Consider the following 15,514-nt stretch of genomic DNA (forward strand, 5'->3'; position numbering starts at 1 on the left):
CTGGGGGCTTGACGTGAGCAAAGGTCCGAACACCCGCCTGAACGACCTCTTCGGCCTGGCCGGCTGGTCGAAAGGCGAACTGGCGAGGATGGTGAACCGGCAGGCGGCGGCCATGGGCCACCCGCAGCTGGCCACCGACACCTCGCGGGTGCGGCGCTGGATCGACCTGGGGGAGACCCCGCGCGAACCGGTTCCCACGGTACTGGCAGCCCTGTTCACCGAGCGGCTCGGTCGTGTCGTGACCATCGAGGACCTCGGGTTCGTACGGCAGCGGCGCTCCACCAAACGGCAGCCCGACGGGGTACAGGAGAACCCCGACGGAATGCCGTGGGCGCCCGAACGCACGGCCGCGGTCCTCACCGAATTCACGGGAATGGACCTCATGCTCAACCGTCGCGGTCTGATGGGCGCGGGCGCCGTGCTCACCGCCGGCTCCGCCCTCAGCAACGCCATGCACGACTGGCTCCACACCGACCCGGCCCTCGCGAAGGAGGCGCACCGCTCCACAGGGGGCTTCCAGGCCGATCCCGCGGGCTACGACCGCTACGAAGCGGCCCCGATCGGCTCCCAGGAGATCGACGCCCTGGAGCGCTCCGTCGAGGTGTTCCGCGCCTGGGACGCCTCCAGAGGCGGCGGCCTCCAGCGCAAGGCGGTCGTCGGCCAGCTGAACGAGGTGGGCGGCATGCTCGCGTACCACCACCCCGACCACCTCCAGCGCCGGCTGTGGGGGGTGGCGGCCAACCTGGCGGTGCTGGCCGGCTGGATGTCCCACGACGTGGGCCTCGAACCCACGGCGCAGAAGTACTTCGTCATCGCCGCGCACGCGGCGCGCGAGGGCGGCGACCGGCCGCGCGCCGGCGAGGCGCTGTCACGGGCCGCCCGCCAGATGGTGCACCTCGGCAAGCCCGGCGAGGCCCTTGACCTGATGAAGCTCGCCCAGTCCGGCTCCGGCGAGCAGACCCTGCCGCGTACCCGCGCCATGCTCCACACCATCGAGGCCTGGGCCCAGGCGGCCATGGGCAAGGGCCAGGCCATGCGGCGCACCCTGGGCGAGGCGGAGGAGCTGTTCGTCTCGGACAAGGGCGACGTGCCGCCGCCCAGTTGGATGCAGCACTTCGACGAGGCAGACCTGCACGGCATGGAGGCGCTGGCCTACCGGACGCTGGCCGACCACGACGCCAAGGCCGCGCCCGTCGCCGCCCGCCACGCGAAGGAGGCGCTGCGACTGCGCGGCGACGGCCACCAGCGCTCGCAGATCTTCGACTACCTGTCCCTGGCCTCGGCCTGCTTCATCGCCGACGAGCCGGAACAGGCCGACCGCTACGCCCGGCTGGCCCTGGTGTCGATGAACGAGACCTCCTCGCACCGCACCTGGGACCGGCTGCGCGAGATGTACCGGCTCACGGGCCAGTACGCGGGGAACGCCGGCATCGCCGACCTCCGCGAGGAGATCGAGCGCGCCCTGCCCGACAGCCCCGCGCCGCGCGGCGGCCGCGGTACGGAGGTGTGACGGCCACCGCCGTCACCCGGGCCGCCCGCCACCCCGTCCGGCGTACGGGGAGACGCGAAAGGCCGCGCCGTGCGGCGCGGCCCCGAATCCCCTCCGTATCCGTCCCGAGGGCGGTTACCCGCTCACCCGGGCCACGAGCACGCAGGCGTCGTCCTGCCGCGCGTCCCCGCGCCGGTCGAACTCCTCGACCACCGTCCGTACGCACTCCCGCGCCGAGCGCGCCGCCGAGAAGCGCGCCGCGAGGCCCGACAGCCGCTCGGCCCCGTCCGCGCGGCCGGTCTCGATGCCGCGCGGGGCCAGTCCGTCGGTGTACAGGACGAGGACGTCGCCCGGTTCGAGGTGGACCTCGGCCTGCCCGTACACCGCGTGGGAGGTCGCACCCAGCAGCACGCCCTCGGGCGGCGGCAGGGCGCGCGCCGCACCGCGGCGGAAGAGCAGGGGGGCGGGGTGGCCCGCCTGCGCCCAGGACAGGACGCGGCGCGCGGGATCGTACCGGCAGCAGACGGCCGAACCGAGGGCGGGCTGGGGTGAGGTCTCCAGGAGCTGGTTGAGGCAGCCCATCAGGGGGCCGGGCTCGATGCCGGCCACGGCCATGCCGCGCAGGGCGCCCAGCACCAGCGCGGTGCCCGAGGTGGCCGCCACCCCGTGGCCGGTCAGGTCGCCGACCGTCAGCAGGGAGTGTCCGTCGGGCAGTTCGAGGGCGTCGTACCAGTCGCCGCCGATCAGCGCGCTCGTCGCGGAGGGCAGGTAGTGCGCGGCCACGTCCAGCGTGGCCGCGCCGCTGTGCGGGAACCGCAGGGAGCCGCGCCACGGGGGGAGCACGGCTTCCTGCAGCTCGACCGCCAGCCGGTGTTCGGTCCGCGCGGTCTCCCGGTGGCGCCGGAGCGAGTCGTGCGACTCGCGTACCGCCCGCTGGGTCCTGCGCAGTTCACTCACGTCACGGAGCACCGCCCACATCGAGGCGGTGCAGCCGTCGGAGTCGAGCACCGGCTCGGCCCTCATGTGCAGCGTCCGGACGCACCCGTCGGGCCGGACGATGCGGAACTCGCCGTCGATCGGCCGGCCGTCGACGAGGCAGGCGGTGACCCAGGCGGTGAGCAGCGGCCGGTCCTCGCAGAACAGGGTGGAGCCCAGTTCGTCGAGGGGGAGCGGGCCGTTCTCGCGGGACCGGCCGAAGATCCGGAAGAGCTCGTCGGACCAGTGGACCTCGTCGGTCAGCAGGTTCCACTCGGCGCTGCCGGCGCGGGTCGGGCGGTCCGCGGGTCCCGGCTCGGGCGCGGCGCGGGGGAGTTCGACGGTCCCGGCGGCGGGCGGCAGGCCCTCCCGGAGCTGGCCGAGGTGCAGTCCGAGGTCGTCGAGGTGGTGCACGGCGAGGTCGCACAGGGCGCGCTGCCACCGGCGCTGGGCGTCGTCGTCGGTCAGGGTGTCGACGAGGGTGTCGCGGCGGACCGCGTCCACTTCTCCCCGGAGGCGCCGGGTCTGCGAGATCAGCGCGTCCACCGACCCCGGTTCCGGCGGCTGCGCGGATCGGTCCGCGAAGAGGTGGGACGGCATGAGAACTCCGATACAGGCGCGGCACGGCCAAGTCTGAAGGAAGGACCGGTCACGACTGTGGCACAGCCCACGACGGGCCGTAAGCCGTTTGGCAACATCCGCGACGTTCTTGCTCCCGGCATATGTCCGAGGCCTTCCGGCCCCTCGCGGGCGTACGAACGAATCAAGTCAGCGGCCCGCCGCGCACCGGTCCGCACCCCGGAACGGGTCGTTCCGCCAGAGCGCCCGCGCCCGCGTGCGGTTCCGTGGCTCCGGCGTCCCGTCTGCGGTAACCGGCGGTACGCGAGCGGCGTACGGGAACCGGCCATCCGTACGGAGCGGATCGATCGTACGGCCGAGGTGTGCGAGGTGCGCGGGCCGGCGGCGCGTGCGCCGACGTGCTCCGACGCGTCCCCGCGCGGCCCCCTCGAACGGGGGACCCCGGCGACCCCGGCACGGCTCCGGGCGGAGACGGGACACCCGTCTCCGCCCGGATCCGGCGGCTCAGCCCAGCAGCTTCTGCTTCGCCCTCTGGAACTCCTCCTCGCTGAGGTCGCCCCTGGCCTTCAGCTCGGAGAGCTTGACCAGGTCGTCGGCTCCGGCGCGGCCGGGATCCTTGGCGGTCTCGCGGATGTAGGCGTTGAAGGCGTCCTGGCGTTCCTGTGCGTGCTGCACCTCGCGCTTGCCCATGTTCCTGCCCCGGACGATCACGTACACGAGCACGCCCAGGAAGGGGATCAGGATGAGGAACAGGAGCCACAGCGCCTTGACCCACCCGCTCATCTCGTGGTCGCGGAACACGTCCACGACGACCCGGAAGAGCAGGATCAGCCACATGACCCACAGGAAGATCCACATCACGGTCCAGAACGCGCCCAGTACCGGGTAGTCGTAGGCCAGGTAGACAGATCCGTCCATGGCCGTCCTCCTTCCGTACCCGATCACCATCGCAGTGCACCTCCAAGATCGCCACTGGCCGCTGTGCGACGGGTTCACGGCAGGACACAGCCGACGGAACCAGATGAACCGCACAAAGTAGACGATCATGCCGAAATGAGGCGTATCAATGCGAAACGTGTGCTGGTCGGTGAGCCGCTCGACACCGCGCGCCTGGGCGAGACCCTGCTGCCCAAACGGCTCGCCCTGCCGATCTTCTGCAGCGACCCGCTCTCCTCCGTGGCCTACGCCACCGAGGAGATCCTGCTGATCCTCGCCCTCGGCGGCGTCGCGCTGCTCCACCTCACCTGGTACGCGGCCGCCGCCATCGTCTTCCTGCTCGTCGTGGTCATCGCCTCGTACCGGCAGACCTGCCACGCCTACCCCGGTGGCGGCGGAGCGTACGTGGTCAGCTCGGAGAACCTCGGGCCCACGGCCGCCCTGACCGCCGCCAGCGCCCTGCTCGTCGACTACGTGATGACCGTCGCCGTCTCCGTCGTCTCCGGCGTCGCCGCCATCACCTCCGCCATCCCGGCGCTCAACGGCCACCAAGTCCTGCTCTCGGTCGGCTTCGTCGTCCTGCTGACGCTGATGAACCTGCGGGGCGTGCGCGAATCGGGCCGCGTCTTCGCCGTTCCCACCTACGGCTTCGTCCTGGTCGTCTACGTCATGTTCGCCTTCGCCGCCGTGCGGTTGGCGACCGGCGAGACCATCCGCGCCGAATCCGCCGACCTGCCCATCACCGCCGAGGGCACCTACGCCGGCCTGGCCCTCGTGCTCCTCGCGATGCGCGCCTTCGCCTCCGGCTGCACCGCGCTCACCGGCGTCGAGGCCATCAGCAACGGCGTGCCCGCCTTCCGCAAGCCCAAGGCCAGGAACGCCGCGAACACCCTGGCCGCGATGGGCGTGCTGTCCGTGACCATGTTCGTCGGCATCACCGTCCTCGCCATGACCTACGAGGTCCACGTCGCCGCCGACCCCACCGAACTCGGCCTGCCCCCCGGCACCGCGACCTCCACCGCCCTCGCCCAGATCGGCCGGGCCACCTTCGGGAGCTGGCACTTCCTCTTCTACCTGCTCCAGACCGTCACCGCCGGCGTCCTGATCCTCGCCGCCAACACCGCCTTCAACGGCTTCCCGATGCTCGCCTCGATCCTCGCCAAGGACCGCTACGCGCCCCGCCAGCTCTTCAACCGGGGCGACCGGCTCGTCTACTCCAACGGCGTCGTGCTGCTCGCCCTCGCCGCCATCGCCCTGATCGTCGCCTTCGACGCCGAACTGACCCGCCTCATCCAGCTGTACATCATCGGCGTCTTCGTCTCCTTCACCCTCTCCCAGGCGGGCATGGTCCGGCACTGGAGGCGCGAACTGGCCTCGCCCGCCACCCCGCGCGAGAAGCGGATCCACATCCACCGCAGCCTCGCCATCAACGCGGTCGGCGCCACCCTGACCGCCCTGGTCCTGGTCATCGTCCTCATCACCAAGTTCACGCACGGTGCCTGGCTGGTCGTCATCGCGATGCCGCTGCTCTTCCTCGGGATGAAGGGCGTGCGCCGCCACTACGACCACGTGGCCCGCGAGGTCGCCGTCGCCCCCGGCGCCAAGCCGCGCCGGCCCGCCCGCCACCACGTGGTGGTCCTCGTCGCGTCCGTGCAGGCGCCGACCCTCAAGGCCCTCGGCTACGCGCAGGGCCTGCGGCCCGACACCCTGACGGCCGTCACCGTCGCCGCGGACGAGGAGGAGGCCGCCCGGCTCCGCGAGGCCTGGGCCGCGCACGACCCCGGGGTTCCGCTGAAGATCCTCCACTCGCCCTACCGCGAGGTGGTCGGGCCGGTCCTGGCGCACGTACAGGAACTGGCGTCGGACGCCGCGACGGACATGCTGTCGGTGGTCATCCCGGAGTACGTGGTCGGGCACTGGTGGGAACAGCCCCTGCACAACCAGAACGCGCTGCGGCTCAAGGCCCGTCTGCTGTTCACGCCCGGGGTCGCGGTGATCGACGTGCCCTTCCTGCTGGAGTCCGCCAAGGCCGCGAAGCCCACCAAGCCCGCCGACACCGCCGCGGCCCCCGGTCCCCGCGATCCCGAGGACGGCCCCTAAGGGGCGCCCCGCGGACCGTGCGGCTCCCGCGGCGAACGCGCGGCGGGCACCGGTCCGGCCCGGTCGCCGGCCCGGTGATCCGCGCGGGGTCCGGCGTCCCGCTGGAGCACCGCCGCGTGGGCCAGGGCCAGTTCGACCACGTGCCGCGGATCGGTGAGGACCCGGCCGGTGAGCTGCTCCAGCCGGCGCAGCCGGTTGGAGACGGTGTTGCGGTGGCAGTACAGCCGCTGCGCGGCGTGCGTCGTCGAGCCCCGGCACGCCAGCCAGGTGCCCAGGGTCTCCAGCAGCACCCGGCGGTCCTCCGCGGGCAGCGCCAGCACCGGCCCGAGCACCACCTGGCGCAGCCGGCCGGCGAGTTCGTCCTCGGCCGCGACCAGCGCCGCCGGCAGCCGCTCGTCCAGCACGGCGGTGCCCGGACCGCCGGACCGGGGCGCGGTGCGCAGCGCGAGCAGCGCCAGCCGGTGCGCGCGGGCCAGCTCGGCCGGCGCCTCCACCACCGGGCTGACCCCGGCGCGCACCCCGAGCGGGGCCAGCAGGTCCCGAACGCAATCCAGCGGGTGGTGGCCCAGCTCCACCAGGCCGCTCTCCCCGTCGGCACGCACCCGCCACCACACCCGCGGCGCGTCCGGACCGCCGGGCCCCTCGGGGAGCGGCGCCCCGGGTCTCGCGCCGCCCGCCGCCGCATCCGGTCCGCCGGCGGCCACCGCGACCACCGCGAAGCGGCCGCGCTCCGGCAGCCCGAACCGGGCCGCCGCCTCCGCGGCGAGCGGACCCGCCGCACCGGCCGCGCCGTCCAGCAGGGCGTCGAGGAGGGCCGTGCGGCGCTCGCGGTCGTGAGCGCCGCGGGCGGTCTCCACGAGCCGGTAGGACTCGGCCACCGCGTCGGTCATCTGGTCCAGTACGTCCCACAGGGCGGCCGCGCCCGGCAGCAGCCGGGGCAGCGCCGCCCGGTCGTGCGCGGCCACGGCCTCGGTGAGGGCCAGCCAGAGGGCCCGGCCGCCCCGGCGGTAGGCGCGCAGCAGCGGAGCGAGCGGCAGGCCCCGTTCGGCCCGCAGGGCTCCGGCGGCGCGGGAGTCGGCCAGCTCGACCGGCAGCCCGCGGGAAGCGCGGACCAGACCGTCGACGGCCTGGCGGAGGTGGCGGTGGACGTGTTCGCGCAGCTCCGCCCGGCCCGACGGGGCGGCGCAGGCGGGGTCTTCGGCCAGCATCCGGTCGGTGAGCCGGTCCGCCGCCGCGGCGAGCCGGCGGGACAGGTCCTCGCGTATCTCCTCGATGATCCGCTCCATGACGGGCAGCGTGACACGGGGGAGGGGGCACTGGGGAGGGCCGCGACCGGGCCCGTCCACTACCGTGACCGGAGCACTGCACATGAAGTGATCACCGTGGCGCCCGTCGCCCCCGCCCGGCGCGTGCCCCGTGCCCGGCGCCCGCGCGCGCCGGCGCAGACCCCGAGGACGCCCCCCATGCGCCAGAACCCGGAGCGCCGCACCGCGCTGCTCGACGCCGCCATCGAGGTGCTGGCCCGCGAGGGCTCGCGGGGCCTGACCCTGCGGGCGGTGGACGCGGAGGCGGGCGTGCCGACGGGCACCGCCTCGAACTACTTCGCCCACCGCGGGCACCTGCTCGCGCAGATCCTGCACCGCACCCGCGAGCGGCTGGTCCCGGACCCCGCCGACCTGACCGGCCCGCCGGACACCCGGATGCTGCTCGGGCAGCTCCGGGACCGCATGCGGCGCGAGCGCAGCGTGCACGTCGCGTGGCTGGAGCTCCGCCTCGAAGCCACCCGCCGCCCCGAGCTCCAGGCCGAACTGACCCGGTTCCAGGGCGCCGAACTGGAGGCCAACGTCGCCTGGCACCTGGACGCGGGCCTGCCCGGGGACCGGCAGGGCGTGGTGCTGCTGTACCTGGCCATGCTGGGCCTGATCGTGGACGACCTGACCGTGCCGGCGCTGCTGGAGCCCTATCCGGTGGAGGGGCTCATCGCGACGATGGTCGAGCGCCTCCTCCCGCAGGACCCCGCGGACTGACTATCGTGCCGGTCGGGGAAGCACCCCGCGGCGCGGGGCGGACCGTGGGGAGCGGGAGATGGCGGACACGACGGGGGACGAGGACCGCGGGGCGGTCGGCGGCGGCGAGGGCGGCCGGAGCCGCGGCGCCGGCCGCGACACGGGCCGCACGGGAGGCGTGGCCGGCGGCGGGATCCAGTGGCTGGCCGACTGGCCGGACTGGTTCGCCGGCCTGACCCTCGCCCGGGGCATCGGCCCCGCGGAACTCGCCGCGCGACTCGGCGCGCTCCCCGGACCGGGCCCGGGGCCGCTGGACGCGGGGCAGGCCTGGCGGCTGTACGACACGGTGGACGGGGACGCGGTCGCCCGCGTCGGCACGTGGGCCGGTTGGGCCTTCGCCGTCGAACACGGGCTGCCGGCCGGCGGCGAACGGCTGGCCGAGGTCTCCCGGGCCGGTGTCGAGGCCGTCCACCTCGACCCCCAGCCGGACCGCCCGCCCCGGCAGTTCGCGTACGCCCGGGACGGCGAGCTGGTGTGCTGCTTCGGCCTCGGCGAGGAGTGCTGGCGGGGCGGCCACCGGCCCGACTTCCTCGTCCCGGAACTCGTCGCGGCCAAGGTGCTCGCCCCCGACGGCGGCTGCGCCGCGTCCGACGACGAGCCCGGCCGGGACCGCGACCGCCGCACTCTCGCGGTCCTGGAGCACCGCTTCGGCCTCTCCCTGCCGCGACACCTGATCGAGTCGGCCGCGCTCCCGGCGTACGTGACGTGCACGCGGTAGTGGGGGCGCACGGACGGCGCGCACAGCGGCCCGGGTGTCACCGGCGTACCACCGACGCGCGGTGATCTTATGCCCGGTACGGCGCGAGTCCGCTGGTCTTGGAGCCGGCGAGCGACTTGGATGGCAGGGCCACGCCTCGCACCGGAGCAGGGGGACCCCTCATGGGCACCGACCACAGCCGCAGCGGCAGCACACCCACCCTGATCGGTTCGGTCCAGCGCGCGCTGCGGCTCGTGGAGGTGATGTACGCGGAGGGCGGGGCCACGGCGAAACGGCTCGCACGGCTCACCGGCATCCCGCTGCCCACCGTCTACCACCTGCTGCGCACCCTCAGCCACGAGGGTTACGTGCGCCACGAAGAGGGTTCGTTCCGGCTCGCGGACGACCTGCCGCTCGCTTCGTGATCAAAAGATGACGGGTTCCGGCCAAGCTCTCACGCGGTTCCGCGCATGTTCCAGCGGAAAATGCCAGAACCCCCTTCCGCCCTGTGGAAGTTGAGTAAGTTCCCTCCTGTCGCGCCGTACGACCGTGCACCCCGCACGTCCGGCCGGGAGGGGAGCCCCGCGTGCCCGGGATCGACGAATGCCTGCTCGAAGCCATGGCCCTGCCTGGTGCGCGGGGGGCCGCGCTGGTCGACTGGAGCAGCGGACTGGCCCTCGGCACCGCCGGTGACTCGCCCGTGGGCGACCACGAGACGACCGCGGCCGAGACCGCCGAGCTGGCCCGGGCGGCCGCCGAGTACGAGTCCTTCGCTCCCTCGGAGGACGAGGCGATACCCGGCGCGGGCGCGGGCACCGGCCCGCCCGTGGAGGACCTGATCGTCACCACCCGTACCGGCTACCACGTGCTCCGCTTCGTCGAGACCAGCTTCGACAGCAGCGTCTTCCTGCACCTCTGGCTCGACCGGACCGAGGGCAACCTCGCCCTCGCCCGCCACCGGCTGCGCAACCTCGCCGAGGGGCTGGTGCTGAGATGACCGCCCCGGCTCCCGCTCCGTCCCCGATGACCGCCGTCTCCCCCCTCCTCACCCGCCTCGCGGCCGAACGCGCCACCGGCGCCCTGCTGCGCGACCGCGGCACCCTCTTCCTGGAGGACGGCCGCATCGTCCACGCGGAGAGCCCGGCCACCCCCGGCCTCGACGTCCTGCTCACCACCGGCGGCGGCCTCGCCCCCGAACGCTGGCGCGAGGCGATCGACCGGGCCGGCGCCCGCCGCCAGGTCGCCCGCTTCCTCGTCGACAGCGGCGGCCTCGCCGGCGGCGAGCTGGAGATCTGCCACCTCGCCGCCATCTTCGACGCCGCCTTCTTCGCCCTGTCCCCGGGCAGCGGCCCCTCCCGCTTCCGCCGCGGGGCCACCCACTGGATCGGTTCCGTGCGCTCCGTCCCGGCCGCCGCCGTGGAGCGCGAGACCCGCCGCCGCCGCGAACTGCTCGACGCGGTCTGGCCCTACCCCCTGCTGGACACCGCCCCGGTGGTGCCGCGGGCCGCCGCCCCCGGGCAGACGGTCACCGCCCGGCAGCGGCTGCTGCTGCACCGGGCCGACGGCGTCCGCACCCCGGCGGACCTCGCGTGGGTCCTGGGCCGGCCCGCCTTCCACACGCTCCTCGACGTGCGCCGCCTCGCCGCGGCCGGGCTCGTCGAGACCCCGCACGCCCCTCCGGCGCCGGTGGTGGAGTCCCTGCCCGACTGGATCACCCAGGCCCAATCCCCGGACGTGGCGCTGCTCCGCCGGTTACGCGACGCACTGGAGGCAAGCCTGTGAGGCTCCCGCTGCGACCGGCCCTGCGCGCCGACCGCTCCGAGCGGAGGCAGCCCGAGAGGCAGCCCGAAAGGAAGAAGTCCGACATGAGCACGGTGCCCGCCGAAGCGGAGGCCGAGATACTCGCCGAGCTCCGCCGGCTCCGGGCGAGGGTCCCCCAGCTCACCGGCGCCCTGGCCGCCAGCGCGGACGGTTTCGTCCTGGCCCAGGACAGCGCCGCCGCCGAGGCGGAGACCGTGGCGGCCCTGACCGCGGCCGCCCTCGGAGTGGCCCGGCGGCTCAGCGACTGCACCGGCCAGGGCGGCTTCCGCGAGCTCCTGGTCCGCGGGGAGCACGGCTACGTCGCCACCTACGCGGCCGGCCGCACGGCCGTCCTCACCCTGCTCGCGGAGCCGCGGGTCAACGTGGGGCGGCTCCACCTGGAGGCCCGCCGCTCCAGCCAGCGGATAGCGGAGCTCATCGACCACACCCTCGGCCTGCGCGGCCCCCGGGCCCCCTCGGCGTAGCCCGGCCGCCCGCACCACCGCACCACCGCACGCCAGCGGCGCCCGCACGTCACCGGACGTGCGAACGGCGCATCCCGCAAGGAACAGGGAACAAGGAAAGAGGAACCGTCATGGCCAATGTGGAAACCGCCCTCAAGGAAGCCACCACCACGATCGAGGGGGCGCTCGGCGCGGCCCTCGTCGACTACGGCAGCGGCATGGCCCTGGGCACCGTCGGCGGCGGCAAGGACCTGGACCTGGCCGTCGCCGCCGCGGGCAACACCGACGTGGTGCGCGCCAAGGTCCGCGCGATGGAGATGCTCGGCCTGGCGGACGAGATCGAGGACATCCTCATCACCCTGGGCAGCCAGTACCACCTGATCCGGCTGCTGAAGGCCCGCGGCTCCAGCGGCTTCTTCCTCTACCTCGCGCTCGACCGGAACCGGGCCAACCTCGCGATGGCCCGGCACCAGCTGAAGAAGATCGAGAACGAGCTGGAAGTCTGACCGAGGGGCCCGCTCCGGGCCCTCCACCGGAGGCCTTCGTCGAGGTGGCGGGCGGCTTAATTCTTTGCCGTCCGCCCCGACGATCTGCCGGGATATGTCCAAGATGGTGGGATTTTGCGAATCTGGTACAGCGATAGGATGCTGTCATCAGCCGATCATCGATAAAGCATAAAACGCTGGAGAAGTCGCCACCCATGCCCCCGCGCTTGAGCATCGTTGTCCCCGTCTACAACGTCGAGCTCTACCTCGACGAGTGCCTGGAGTCCCTTGCCGCTCAGACCTTCACCGACTTCGAGGCCATTCTCGTAGACGACGGCTCCACGGACACCAGCGCGGTCATCGCCAAGGCCTTCGCCGCGCGGGACAACCGGTTCCGGGTCGTCATGCAGGAGAACGCAGGTCTCGGCGCGGCCCGCAACGTCGGTGCCCGGCACGCGCACGAGGACAGCGAGTACCTGGCCTTCGTCGACAGCGACGACACGATGCCCGACTACGCCTACCAGCGGCTGATCGACGCCCTCGACGAGACGGGTTCCGACTTCGCGGGCGGCAACGTCAAGCGCTTCCGCTCCGTCGGCATGCAGCAGTCCTGGGGCCACCGGGCCGCCTTCGCCAAGACGCAGCTGAAGACGCACATCTCCAGGTTCCCGGCGCTGGTCACCGACCGCACCGCGTGGAACAAGGTCTACCGGCGCACCTTCTGGAACGAGCACGGCTTCCAGTACCCCGAGGGCATCCTCTACGAGGACGCCCCGGTCAGCATCCCCGCGCACTACTTCGCCACCAGCGTCGACATCATCAGCGACTGCGTCTACCACTGGCGCGTCCGCGAGACCGGCGAGCGCTCGATCACCCAGCGCTCCACCGACCCGGTCTCCCTGATCGACCGCGTCACCTCCGTCCGCCTGGTCCGCGAGGCCCTCAAGGCCAAGGAGGGCGCCAAGTACGCCCGTTACCTGCGCGACTACGACTACAACGTGCTGAGCGAGGAACTCCCGCTCATCTACAAGTACGTGGGCGAGGGCGGCCCCGACTTCCGCGCCGCGTTCGTCAAGGAGGTCGGCGGCCTGGTCCGCGAGATCGGCACCGGCCCCTGGTCCGACCTGACCGTCGCCGACCGCCTCAAGGCGTTCCTGGCCCGCGAGGGCCGGGTGGAGGACTTCATCGCCCTCCAGGAGCACCAGCGCGACTACCACTACAGCGTGCCCGTCAAGGGACTGGCCCGCCCGGTGGCCGACTACCCGTTCCTCCAGGGCCGTCCGCCCGTGCCCGCCAAGATCCTCACCCTCGGGCCGCGCGAGCGCCGCGTCGTCAGCCGCCTGGAGCAGGCGGTCTGGGCCGACGGCAAGCTGCTCCTGCGCGGCTACGCCCTCCCCGGCCACCTCGGCGCCGAAAGCCGCCTGGGCACCCGCAAGATGCTCGTCTTCCGCGAGGGCGGCAAGCGCCGCCGCTCCGTCGTCAGCGCCCGTACGGTCGCCGCCCCGATGGCCACCGTCAACTCCCCGCACCTCGCCCTGCGCCACGCGGACTGGGCCGGCTTCACCGCCGTCGTCGACCCGACCGTCTTCCAGTCGGGCGGTGCCTGGCGCGACGGCGTGTGGACCACCTCCGTCGCCGTGACCGGAGCCGGCGGCCTGCACCGCGCCCGACTGCGGGGCGGCGAGCACGACACCGGCCAGAACCCGCCCGCGCACTGGGTGGCTCCGGACGTGCGCGTCCGGCCGACGATCGCCGGCTCCCTCACCATCCAGGTGGAGGTCGTCCGCGCCCGCGCCCTGGACGTGCGTCCCGCCGGCGACGACGCCGTCGAGATCGCCGGTGAGCTGGCCGCGGCCCTGGGGGCCGCCGTCACCCTGCGGGCCGTCCACGTCACCACCGGCACCGTGCTCGAACTCCCGCTGGAGACCTCCGCCGCCACCGGCGGCCGGACCGCCTTCACGGCCCGGGTGCCCCTGGCCGACCTCGCCGCCGTACCGGACGCGGAGTCCCAGCCCGGCGAGTGGAACCCCGAGCCCTGGACCCTGGCCGTCGTCGCCGCGGACGGGGCCGAGCACCCGCTCGTCCACGACGAGCGCGGCGGCTTCACCGGCCTGGTCGTCCCGCTGCCCGCGGGTGACGCCGGACGCTCCCTGTTCGCCAAGCGCGGCAACAACGGCCACTTGGTACTGTCCACCCAGCCCTCGCCGCCGCTGGTCGACGCGGTGGCCGCCGAGGACGGCGAGCTGACCCTGCGCGGCCGCTTCCTCGCACCCGCCGACGAGCCCTACGAACTGGTCCTGCACAACGTGCACGGCGCCGAGTTCAGCTACCCGGTCACCCGCGACGGCGACACCTTCGAGACCACCTTCGCGCCCGTCCTCCCCGAGGCGTACGCCGGCCGCACCACGCTGCCGGAAGGCCGCTGGTGGCCCACCCTGCGCCCGGTCGCCCAGGGCGGAACCACCGCCGGGCTGCTCGGCGTCGACCGCGGCGCACCGGTCCAGATCGGCGCCGGCATCCTCTTCTCCGGTCCGCACGCGCTGACCGTCCAGGGCCGCCGCATGCGCGTCGAGACGCGCTTCTACGACCGCATGGTGCTCGTCTCGGACCCGCTGCTGAGCCCGCACGACCGGTCCAACTTCGCCCAGCGCGTGGCCCGTGACGAGACCTACCCCGCGCAGCGCGCCCTGCCGCTCAAGGACACCGTCGTCTACGACGTGTTCCAGGGCAACGGCGCCGGCGACTCGCCCCGCGCCATCCACGAGGAACTCCTGCGCCGCGGCGAGAAGCTGGAGCACATCTGGCTGGTCCGCGACGGCCGCGCCGAGGTCCCCGCGACCGCCCGCGCCGTCCAGTACGACAGCGTCGAGTCCTGGGAGGTCCTCGCCCGGGCCCGCTACTACGTGGTCAACTCCAACGTGCCGCGCAACTTCCGGCGCCGTACCGGGCAGACCGTCGTGCAGACCTGGCACGGCACGCCGATCAAGCAGATCGGCCACGACTACGTGCACGACTACTACACGAGCCCCGAGGTGCTGGAGGGCTTGGAGCACGACAGCGCGCAGTGGACGCTGCTCGCCTCCCCGAGCTCCTACGCCACCCCCGTCCTCCAGCGCGCCCTCGGCTACGCCGGCGAGGTCATAGAGTCCGGCAGCCCGCGCACGGACGCGCTGGTGCGGCCCGACGCACAGCGGATCGCGGAGGTCCGGCGCCGGCTCGGCCTCCCCGAGGGCAAGAAGGTCGTCCTGTACATGCCGACCTGGCGGGAGAACCGCGAGGGCTTCTCCGGCGGCTACAAGCTCGACCTGCACATCGACCTCGACGAGGCCCGGCGCCGGCTGGGCGAGGACCACGTCCTGCTGGTCCGCGGTCACCACAACGTCGGCGAGCAGGTCCGCGAGGGCGTCCGCGACGGCTTCGTCGTCGACGTGTCCCGCTGGCCCGACGCCACCGACCTGCTGCTCGTCGCCGACGTCCTCATCTCGGACTACTCCTCCGCGATCTTCGACTTCGCGCTGACCGACCGGCCGATCCTGCTCTTCACGTACGACCTGGAGCACTACCGCAGCACGCTGCGCGGCTTCAACTTCGACCTGGAGGCGAAGGCCCCCGGCCCGCTGCTGGCGGACTCGGCGAGCCTGATCGAGGCCGTGCGCACGGCACAGTCCGTGGGCGAGGAGTACGCGCAGGCACGGGCGGCGTTCCGGGCCGAGTTCTGCGACCTGGACGACGGCGAGGCCGCGAAGCGCGTCGTCGACCGGATGCTCGGCGTCACCGGGTCTTCCGGGGCGGCCGGCGCCACGTCGAACTGACCCGTACGAGCGAATTCCGCGCTGACACGGACCGGCCCCGGGCCCACCGATGAATTTCGGGCCCGGGGCCGGTCTGTATGTGTGGGGCGGCGTCCGGCCGCCCCCCACACC

13 protein-coding genes are annotated in these 15,514 nt (G+C 73.6%); 10 read left to right on the top strand and 3 right to left on the bottom strand.

Translation table 11 applies throughout. From position 1 onward, the window contains the following. The first annotated feature begins 13 nt into the window (after positions 1-13). A complete protein-coding gene (locus CP968_RS29910) occupies positions 14-1,510 on the top strand; it encodes a DNA-binding protein NsdB (protein WP_150520952.1) in 1,497 nt (498 codons plus the stop codon). A 114-nt stretch (positions 1,511-1,624) separates the two neighbouring features. Here the strand turns inward: CP968_RS29910 and CP968_RS29915 are convergent, their stop codons facing one another. Beyond that, entirely contained in the window at positions 1,625-3,064 is a 1,440-nt protein-coding gene (locus CP968_RS29915; protein WP_150520953.1) for a PP2C family protein-serine/threonine phosphatase, read from the bottom strand. A 483-nt stretch (positions 3,065-3,547) separates the two neighbouring features. Continuing rightward, positions 3,548-3,961 carry an SHOCT domain-containing protein gene (locus tag CP968_RS29920; protein ID WP_150520954.1) on the bottom strand — a complete coding sequence of 138 codons (414 nt, stop codon included), beginning with the start codon at positions 3,959-3,961 and terminating at the stop codon, positions 3,548-3,550. 135 nt (positions 3,962-4,096) lie between these two features. On the opposite strand from CP968_RS29920, the gene CP968_RS29925 reads away from it, so the two are divergent. Then, positions 4,097-6,079, top strand: coding sequence for an APC family permease (locus CP968_RS29925; protein ID WP_208835996.1), 1,983 nt, complete (start codon positions 4,097-4,099; stop codon positions 6,077-6,079). Here CP968_RS29925 and CP968_RS29930 read toward each other — a convergent pair. Continuing rightward, positions 6,076-7,365, bottom strand: coding sequence for a PucR family transcriptional regulator (locus CP968_RS29930; RefSeq protein ID WP_150520955.1), 1,290 nt, complete (start codon positions 7,363-7,365; stop codon positions 6,076-6,078). The genes CP968_RS29925 and CP968_RS29930 overlap by 4 nt on opposite strands. Positions 7,366-7,542: 177 nt before the next feature. Here CP968_RS29930 and CP968_RS29935 point away from each other — a divergent pair, with 177 nt between their 5' ends. From CP968_RS29935 to CP968_RS29970, 8 genes are all read left to right on the top strand, one after another. Further along, positions 7,543-8,106: a TetR/AcrR family transcriptional regulator gene (locus CP968_RS29935; RefSeq protein ID WP_150520956.1), complete on the top strand. Its 564-nt coding sequence runs from the start codon at positions 7,543-7,545 to the stop codon at positions 8,104-8,106. A 58-nt stretch (positions 8,107-8,164) separates the two neighbouring features. Then, on the top strand, positions 8,165-8,863 hold the full coding sequence (locus tag CP968_RS29940) for a DUF6461 domain-containing protein (protein WP_229886489.1): 699 nt from the start codon (positions 8,165-8,167) through the stop codon (positions 8,861-8,863). A gap of 161 nt (positions 8,864-9,024) precedes the next feature. After that, complete coding sequence (locus tag CP968_RS29945; RefSeq protein ID WP_150520957.1) at positions 9,025-9,267, top strand: helix-turn-helix domain-containing protein; 243 nt, start codon at positions 9,025-9,027, stop codon at positions 9,265-9,267. 161 nt (positions 9,268-9,428) lie between these two features. After that, the gene (locus CP968_RS29950) at positions 9,429-9,839 is read left to right on the top strand and encodes a hypothetical protein (protein WP_150520958.1); all 411 of its coding nucleotides are present in this window, start codon (positions 9,429-9,431) and stop codon (positions 9,837-9,839) included. Further along, the gene (locus CP968_RS29955; protein WP_150520959.1) at positions 9,836-10,624 is read left to right on the top strand and encodes a transcriptional regulator; all 789 of its coding nucleotides are present in this window, start codon (positions 9,836-9,838) and stop codon (positions 10,622-10,624) included. The genes CP968_RS29950 and CP968_RS29955 overlap by 4 nt, the downstream gene beginning before the upstream one ends. 83 nt (positions 10,625-10,707) lie before the next feature. Further along, on the top strand, positions 10,708-11,127 hold the full coding sequence (locus CP968_RS29960; protein WP_150520960.1) for a roadblock/LC7 domain-containing protein: 420 nt from the start codon (positions 10,708-10,710) through the stop codon (positions 11,125-11,127). A 110-nt stretch (positions 11,128-11,237) separates the two neighbouring features. Continuing rightward, complete coding sequence (locus tag CP968_RS29965) at positions 11,238-11,612, top strand: hypothetical protein (protein WP_150520961.1); 375 nt, start codon at positions 11,238-11,240, stop codon at positions 11,610-11,612. A gap of 206 nt (positions 11,613-11,818) precedes the next feature. Continuing rightward, entirely contained in the window at positions 11,819-15,403 is a 3,585-nt protein-coding gene (locus tag CP968_RS29970) for a bifunctional glycosyltransferase/CDP-glycerol:glycerophosphate glycerophosphotransferase (RefSeq protein ID WP_167536874.1), read from the top strand. Positions 15,404-15,514 lie beyond the last annotated feature (111 nt).

Source organism: Streptomyces subrutilus, assembly GCF_008704535.1.
In the GTDB taxonomy this organism is placed as follows: domain Bacteria; phylum Actinomycetota; class Actinomycetes; order Streptomycetales; family Streptomycetaceae; genus Streptomyces; species Streptomyces subrutilus.

Excerpts from the sequence above, each read along its gene's own strand:
- CP968_RS29915 (WP_150520953.1), bottom strand. The coding sequence starts at position 3,064 with ATGCCGTCCCACCTCTTCGCGGACCGATCCGCGCAGCCGCCGGAACCG.
- CP968_RS29920 (WP_150520954.1), bottom strand. The coding sequence starts at position 3,961 with ATGGACGGATCTGTCTACCTGGCCTACGACTACCCGGTACTGGGCGCG.
- CP968_RS29925 (WP_208835996.1), top strand. The coding sequence starts at position 4,097 with ATGAGGCGTATCAATGCGAAACGTGTGCTGGTCGGTGAGCCGCTCGAC.
- CP968_RS29930 (WP_150520955.1), bottom strand. The coding sequence starts at position 7,365 with ATGGAGCGGATCATCGAGGAGATACGCGAGGACCTGTCCCGCCGGCTC.
- CP968_RS29935 (WP_150520956.1), top strand. The coding sequence starts at position 7,543 with ATGCGCCAGAACCCGGAGCGCCGCACCGCGCTGCTCGACGCCGCCATC.
- CP968_RS29940 (WP_229886489.1), top strand. The coding sequence starts at position 8,165 with ATGGCGGACACGACGGGGGACGAGGACCGCGGGGCGGTCGGCGGCGGC.
- CP968_RS29945 (WP_150520957.1), top strand. The coding sequence starts at position 9,025 with ATGGGCACCGACCACAGCCGCAGCGGCAGCACACCCACCCTGATCGGT.
- CP968_RS29955 (WP_150520959.1), top strand. The coding sequence starts at position 9,836 with ATGACCGCCCCGGCTCCCGCTCCGTCCCCGATGACCGCCGTCTCCCCC.
- CP968_RS29960 (WP_150520960.1), top strand. The coding sequence starts at position 10,708 with ATGAGCACGGTGCCCGCCGAAGCGGAGGCCGAGATACTCGCCGAGCTC.
- CP968_RS29965 (WP_150520961.1), top strand. The coding sequence starts at position 11,238 with ATGGCCAATGTGGAAACCGCCCTCAAGGAAGCCACCACCACGATCGAG.